This is a genomic window from Novipirellula sp., assembly GCF_041583735.1.
GTDB lineage: Bacteria > Planctomycetota > Planctomycetia > Pirellulales > Pirellulaceae > Novipirellula.
Window position 1 is genome coordinate 1 of sequence record NZ_JBFHFD010000471.1, and the last position, 6,705, is coordinate 6,705.

The 6,705-nt window shown below is 54.9% G+C and carries 4 protein-coding genes; 3 read left to right on the plus strand and 1 reads right to left on the minus strand.

What is annotated here, in order from left to right; genetic code table 11:
- From ABX962_RS26025 to tnpA, 3 genes are all read left to right on the plus strand, one after another.
- On the plus strand, positions 1–1,421 hold a 1,421-nt coding region (locus ABX962_RS26025), incomplete at its 5' end, for a VWA domain-containing protein (protein ID WP_372723723.1).
- Positions 1,418–4,033 (plus strand): hypothetical protein, encoded by a 2,616-nt coding sequence (locus tag ABX962_RS26030; protein ID WP_372723724.1) that lies wholly within the window; start codon positions 1,418–1,420, stop codon positions 4,031–4,033. The genes ABX962_RS26025 and ABX962_RS26030, both read left to right, overlap by 4 nt.
- A gap of 186 nt (positions 4,034–4,219) precedes the next feature.
- Positions 4,220–4,675 carry an IS200/IS605 family transposase gene (gene tnpA, locus ABX962_RS26035; protein WP_372723726.1) on the plus strand — a complete coding sequence of 152 codons (456 nt, stop codon included), beginning with the start codon at positions 4,220–4,222 and terminating at the stop codon, positions 4,673–4,675.
- A gap of 127 nt (positions 4,676–4,802) precedes the next feature.
- On the opposite strand, the gene ABX962_RS26040 is transcribed toward tnpA, so the two are convergent.
- A complete protein-coding gene (locus ABX962_RS26040) occupies positions 4,803–6,326 on the minus strand; it encodes a sulfatase (protein ID WP_372723728.1) in 1,524 nt (507 codons plus the stop codon).
- Between the last annotated feature and the right edge of the window lie 379 nt (positions 6,327–6,705).

The window sequence follows — 6,705 nt, forward strand, 5'->3', positions numbered from 1 at the left end:
AATTTGTCACGACGCGATTGAACGAAAGCGGACTTCGAGAGCTTGCTCGTTTGGCGAGCGACGCCACCTACGTCTCGGCAGGAACGTCGGCATTTGATCTGGCTGGTCTGTATTGGCAATACGCGAGCGAGAAACCCATCGCGGATGTCGGGGGAAGCGACACCTACGTTACCTATCAAGAGCTTGGATTCCCGCTGATGGGGCTGGCGTTAGCGATGTTATTGATCGCCGAGTGGCAGCATCGTTCGCACGGACGCACTCGTACACGTTTTCCGGTGCAGCAAATTGCTGCATTGCTTTTCATTGCCGCCATCAGCGTCGCAACTACGCCATCATTGTCGGCCGAGGAAACCGGCGTAGCGTCGCAATTTGCCGAGGCCGTTCGGTTACAATCCGCAGGCCGGACGGCGGATGCGATGGAGATCTATGACGCGATCGAATCGAGCATCGTAGCCGGACAGATCTCGGCTCAGCAAACCGCGGCACTGCGATTCAACCAAGGGCTGTGCTACTTGGATCTAGCCGCCAAGGACGCGGATGCGGAACCGAGATCCGCCTTGTCGAACGTCGAGCAAGCCCAGACGTGTTTTCTGGATGCGTGTCGGATGTCACCCAAACTCGAGCGTGCGAGGATGCGACTCGATCCGACCGCAAACTGGATCACTCTGCTGCAACAGCAAATCGAAAAAGAGGATGAGCGTCAGCAGGAACTGCAAGAACAACTGCAAAATTTGATCGAGCTGCTTCAGGAACTGCAACGAAAACAGGCCAAACTTCGCCAAGACGTTCCCGAGCGGCCGAACAGCCAAAGCCAGAGACGTCGCAATCCGCCGGATGCGCAGTCGTCGGAAGTGGAACCGGAAACGGCGGCCGAGGATGCCAAACAATTCTCGCAACAGCAGCGGCAATTGCATCAAGAAGGAATGGCGATCGACGCGGCCATGCAGACTCTTGACCAAGCGATGTCGCAATCGGTTCCGTCCGAAGACACGCAACCGCTCAGCGTACTGGAAGAGCCACTGAGGCTGATGAAACAAGCGATCACGGCCCAAGACTTGGCGGTCGAACCGCTACGGCAATGGAGCCGCTGGGCGAATGCTCGCGACCTGCAACAGATCGCCATTCGCAAGATCCAAGAGATCCTGGACCTATTGGCCAGCGACAGCTCCGAAGACTCGGACGAGGGCGACTGGGACGATGAAGAGTCCTACGAAGACATGATGGAATCGAGCGAGTCCGACGAAGCGATGATGTCGTCGATGCAAGGGGAAGGCGAGTTTGCCAGCGGCGGAGAAATGCAACCGTTGCCGGTCCCCAACTATTCGGTGGAAGACATTTTGATGCAAGAGCAGGGCAGTCTGCAATTTCGCCAACAACAGCGAGCCAAGAGCAACCAAGGCAAAGTGGAGAAAGATTGGTGAGCCGTCGATGGCATATCGAATGGTTGAGGACGCTTGGAATCGTTTTGGCTCTTGCCACTGCGAACGTTGCCGGTGCGCAGTTAGACAATGAAGATGCGGATGCCCAAGTATCATCGACCATGGCACCAGCGACCGATGCACCATCGACCGAGACCGAACTCGAAGTCGTCGAAATCCCGATCAAACTCAAAGAGCAATCCTGGTTCACCGATGTGGTGGCGACGGCCGTGATCGAATTCCCCGAAGCGGTGGAGCAACCCGAATCGTTGCCGCCGGATGACAAGGATATTGCGTTTGTCGGCTTGGAGCTGAACGCCCCCTCCACGTCACATCTTCGCCAACCCGAGGCGGTGGTTCGATTTGTCCCGCAGCATCCGGGGGTGTCGGTTTTTCCATCGCTCGAGTTCCGCTCGGCAACTCACCTTTACCGTACTTTGCCCACGCAATTCCTGGTCAGCGTCCCCCAACCGAGTTCGAACATGCAGTTTGAATTTCGACCAGAAAAAACATCGGTTTACGTCGGTGAACCGATGCGAGTGAATGTCAAATGGTCGAGCCAGGAGGAGACAAACCGATTTCGCTCACTGCAATGTTATCCGGACATTTTTCGAAACAACGATGCCGAGGTAGTAATACCTCGCTGCACTGCCCCCGAAGAACTGCAGATGGGCATGCCGATCGGCGGCCGACGCATCATTGTTCCTCGCGTGCCGCCTGACGACAAACCAGCCTTGTTCGGCACGGTCGAGTTTCCATTGTTCATTCGTTTCCATGAACCCAACACGGTCAACATTGGCCCCACTCGTTTAGAGTGTGCCCTGCTGAAGAGGCCCGAAGGCGCGTTCGCTCCCTATGCCGCCTACTACAACAATGGATTGTTCGAGCCGTTTTCGGCGCTGAAGTCATACGAGCGAGTCTATGTGGAATCCGAACGAACACCGGTCCGCGTGCTTCCGCTGCCATCGGAGCATCGCTCGGAATGGTTTAGCGGATTGTTCACCCCATGCAAGATCGATGTCACGTCGGCAACCGATGAGATCACGGTCGGGCAAGTTCTGCAAATCGACGTCCGAGTGCATAGCGACGCACCGCACGGCATGCTCGAACTTCCACCGCTATCGTTACAGCGGAGTTTGCGGGGACGGTTCCACGTCTCGAGCGAAATGGGGCGAACGTGGCATCCCGATGGAACCAGTTTCCGAATCCGTGTGCGTCCGTTGACCACCAACATCACCGCGTTTCCATCGCTGCGAATCCAAGTCTTTGACGCAGACGCGGGCGAATATCGCTTCATCCAAACCGCAGCGATTCCTTTAAAAGTACTTGCGGATGACGGACGAGACTTTTTCGAAGTACGATCGCTCCTCGCCGAGCGAACTCTGACCGACCAACCCGAAGGGGTTTGGCACAACGCACAACCAGGAATCATGAGTCCATTTTTGAATCACGCGATTGGAATTTTGGCAGACTACTTTTGGCTGTGGATGATCTCCACGACCGTGTTGTTTGCCTTCGTTGTGCCATGGGTCCGCGAGCGACGGCGTCGTGCGACTCACCCGGTTTACCGACGACAAGTCGCCGCGTATCACGAGTTGCTTCGGCAACCCGAGGGGAGCGTGCAAAAGTGGGAAGCTTTTCTGCGATTTTTGGCCACTGGATTCTCGGTGCCGCCGAACGCTTGGACGATCCAGGACACTCAAAATCGTCTGCGTGAGATTGAGCTTTCACAATCCGACATCGACTTGATCGCGAAAACCCATGCCGTTGCGGACAGGTCCGATTTTTCGTCACAGAAATCAACCGCCTCGATTCCTGAACTCAACGGGGTCGCGAGTCGACTGTTCGCAAAACTCCGCCGTCTTTCGGTTTTCGCATGGATTGTTTTCTGCGCAACTCCGCTGACTGCGGTCGCATCCGAGTGGAGCGAAGCGGAAGTGCTTTTTGACCAAGCCATCCACTCGGATCCTGGATTGCCAGAAACCGAATCGTTGTTCAAGCAAGCGGCGTTAAAGTTCGAGAGTGCTGCTGGCGACGCTCGACAACGAGGGCACGCGTGGTACAACGCCGGCAATGCATGGTTCAAAGCAGGCGAGCTTGGCCGAGCGATCGCATGTTATCGCCAAGCACAGGTGTATCGACCGTTTGACGACAAGGTCCGCGAAAACTTGAAAGCCGCACGGGCGTTGGCGGTCGATGCCATCGACGATGTCCGCGCAGACCGTTTCCTGCGTTGGCCGCTGCGATGGATCTGCGCAGCGCTGGTCCTCAGTTGGACATTGTTTCTGAGTTTGCTGCTCCTACATCTTCGCTACCGAACACTGACGACGACGGCGGTGGTGATCTTAGCTGCATCCAGCGTCGCAGCGATGGTGGGGACCGCGGTTTACGCCGACATTCAATCGGGACGCGAAGGCGTGGTGATCGTCGGTGAAACGTTTGGTCGCAAAGGCCCGGCGTATTCGTATGACACGGCGTTTTTTGAACCGCTGCATGACGGGTTAGAGTTCGATGTAAAAACGAGTCGAGCGGATTGGTTAAACATCGAACTAGCCGACGGCCGCGAGTGCTGGATCCCCGCCGACCAAACCCGGTTGATTTTTAACGAGCGATAGAGGGGGAGTTGCCAGGGCGGTCGATGCGAGGAAGGTGTCACTGAATCCACTAATCTTGCAGTCCCCTCTTCGGCCCAAAGGGCCATCCGTTTGCCTAGCCCAGGCCAGCGGCCTGGGAATGGTTGTAAGATACTTCCATAGGGCCAAAGGCCCGGCAGTTTGCATCGCTAATCCAGGGTTTGCCCAATGCCTCAATCACTTTCGCAAGTTTGGATCCACCTCGTTTTCTCAACCAAAGAACGTCGACCGTTTCTAAAGGACGAACCGTTCCGCGAAGATATGTTTCGCATGCTCTCCCACCACGTCAAAGAATCAAAATGTGTGAATGCTTGCGTGGGAGGACACATCGACCATGTTCATCTTCTGATTGGGCTTTCAAGAACCATCAGTATTGCGAAACTCGTCGAGAACATCAAAACCGAAACATCCAAGTGGGCGAAAACCGCCGTGGGTGGGACTTCACAATTCTCTTGGCAATCAGGCTATGGCGTTTTTTCAGTCAGCCACTCCAAACGTGGTGAGGTTGACGAATACATACGCAACCAAAACAAACATCACGACAAGCTGTCGTTCCAGGATGAATTTCGGGCGATTTGTAAACGGCATGATATAGAAATCGACGAACGATATGTGTGGGATTGAGGCGTATAAACGGCCGGGCCGTTGGCCCTACCTAGCGTTCTTGGACACGGATTCCCAGGCCGCTGGCCTGGGCTAGGCAAATCGCTGGGCCTTCGGCCCGAAAACATGCCGCTTGCTAGCCAGCCGCTTACTCCCGCGACCTGCCTCTTCGCAAACGTTTTGCCTTTTCGGCCCAGGGGGCGTGGCGGTCGAAGATCACGCCGTACTCTTGATAGCGGTTGTAGGGCACCGCATCCTGCTTCCACTTTTCCACCGCTTGGTCATAACCGGCTCGCATTGATTTCATCGCTTCGCTGTACTCGGGGTTCTTGGCCAAGTTGACCAATTCCAGCGGATCCTTTCGCGTGTGATACAGTTCCTCCGTTGGCGAGAATCCGTCTCCGGCGTAACCCCAGTAAATGTACTTCATGTCTTTGGTCACGATCGCAAGCGATTGAGTTGCGGGCGTCCCCCACACGTTGATCAACGGTAGCGAAGTGTGGATGTCGGCTGCCGGATCATCAAGGATCGGGATCAGACTGCGTCCATCCATGTTGCGGGGCGGCGTGATGCCGGCCAATGCAAGAATGGTTGGCGCAAAATCGATATTGCCCGTCAACGAATCGGTTCGCAACTGTTTCCCACGATTAGAATGGCGAGGATCGTAAACGATCAATGGCACGCGTGACGCTTCTTCGTACGGCAGCACCTTGGAACCATAGCCATGCGAGCCACACAAAAACCCGTTGTCCGAAGTATAGAAAATCACGGTATTGTCACTGGCACCATGCTCTTCTAACGCATCCCGAATCATCCCGACCGCAACGTCGATAGCGTAGATTTGTTGATGGTACTTTGCCATCACATTGTCATAATCGTCCGAGTAGTGCCACGAATGAAACCGCTCGTATTGACGTCCTTGTTGACTCTGTTTGGAAAAGTGGGTGCCGTGTTCACGACCAAAGTTGGCAGGTTTTTTGAATGTCTTTCCGGCATAGACATCATCAAATCGAGGATCCGGTGTCGCCGGCATGTGAGGGGCCTTGAAGCTGATCGACAAGCAAAACGGTTGCTCCTTCGCAGCCGAATCACGAACAAAGTCGCGACCGAAGGCGCCGTAGGACAACGTCGAGTGCGGATACTCATCGGCGTACTTCGCCATCGATTTGTTTTGCCGAGTGTTGTAACTCGTTTGCCCTGGGCCGCCGCCCCACACGTCGAAGTCGTCGCTGGGAAGTTGCAATTTCTTGGACTCCGGCGTATCGACGACTTCGAACCCGAATTTACCCGCGAACGCGGTGCGATAACCGTTGGCGCGAAGCAACATGGGGTAGCTCTGCTGCCACTTGTCCCGCGTCATCGGGCCGTGATCAAAATTGCAGCCCGTTTTGTATTCCAGCATCCCTGTCATCACACTCGCACGACTGGCCATACAGATCGCGGTCGTATCATAGTGATTGTCAAACACCATCCCGTCGGCGGCCAATTGGTCAAGATTGGGCGTTTTCACGTCCTCGTTGCCGTAGCAGCCAAGCGAATAAAAGCTCTGATCATCGGACATCAGGAAAATGATATTGGGGCGTTCATTGGCCAGCGCGGTAGAGACGCACGCAAACGACAACAAAGTGGCCCAAATACGCGATGATTTCGAGAACCGTCGAAGGAGATCCATGGCTTGATTTTCTGAGGTTTTGAAAGGGGGGTGAGCGTTCAAGCGAATTCACGGACGCTTGCCGCGTCCACGAACGATTATCATCGAAGAGATCGAGTCCAGCCACACCTAAATTTGTAATGCGGTGAAGCATTTGGAGACGACAAAGCACGGCATTGCGTTCCGTAGCTACGCTCGCCAGAGCGTGGTTGGTTGCCGCGCAAATGCGAATCACCACCTTCTGGCGAAGGTAGCTACGAGAAAATCGTTCACGGCGTTAAGCATTGCCCCGGGAACTTTGCCTAGTACCGTGCGAACGTGCTGGACATCGTGATTAAAAATTTTCAAACGAATCCTTTGAATCGATGACAAAACTCGAAAACACCCCGACGCGACGATG

What these genes read in the sequence shown, in the direction of transcription:
- tnpA (WP_372723726.1), top strand. Translation starts at nt 4,220, where the DNA reads ATGCCTCAATCACTTTCGCAAGTTTGGATCCACCTCGTTTTCTCAACC.
- ABX962_RS26040 (WP_372723728.1), bottom strand. Translation starts at nt 6,326, where the DNA reads ATGGATCTCCTTCGACGGTTCTCGAAATCATCGCGTATTTGGGCCACT.